This window comes from Streptomyces sp. URMC 124 (assembly GCF_051386455.1).
Classification (GTDB): Bacteria; Actinomycetota; Actinomycetes; order Streptomycetales; family Streptomycetaceae; genus Streptomyces.
Map to the genome: position 1 here is coordinate 1 of NZ_JBPQTS010000641.1, position 239 is coordinate 239.

1 protein-coding gene is annotated in these 239 nt (G+C 49.0%); it reads left to right on the top strand.

Going from position 1 to position 239, the window contains the following annotated elements:
- The first annotated feature begins 8 nt into the window (after positions 1-8).
- Positions 9-128 (top strand): phosphoribosylformylglycinamidine synthase subunit PurS, encoded by a 120-nt coding sequence (purS, locus tag ACSNOG_RS34000; RefSeq protein ID WP_436756520.1) that lies wholly within the window; start codon positions 9-11, stop codon positions 126-128.
- Positions 129-239 lie beyond the last annotated feature (111 nt).

Consider the following 239-nt stretch of genomic DNA (forward strand, 5'->3'; position numbering starts at 1 on the left):
GTAAGTATATGGAGCTTGAGCTGAATACGGATAACCGTGAAGAGGCTGAGCAGCGCGTCAAGGAAATGTGCGAGAAGCTTCTGGCGAATACGGTGGTCGAGAACTACCGTTATGAATTGGAGGGCTAAAACCATGAGATTTGCAGTGCTGGTCTTTCCTGGCTCCAATTGTGATATTGACTGTTACAAAGCGGTGGAAGAGACAATCGGGCAGCCGGTGGATTATGTATGGCATACGGC

Bases quoted from the DNA above. Each gene is read 5' to 3' on its own strand.
- purS (WP_436756520.1), top strand. From the start codon at position 9: ATGGAGCTTGAGCTGAATACGGATAACCGTGAAGAGGCTGAGCAGCGC.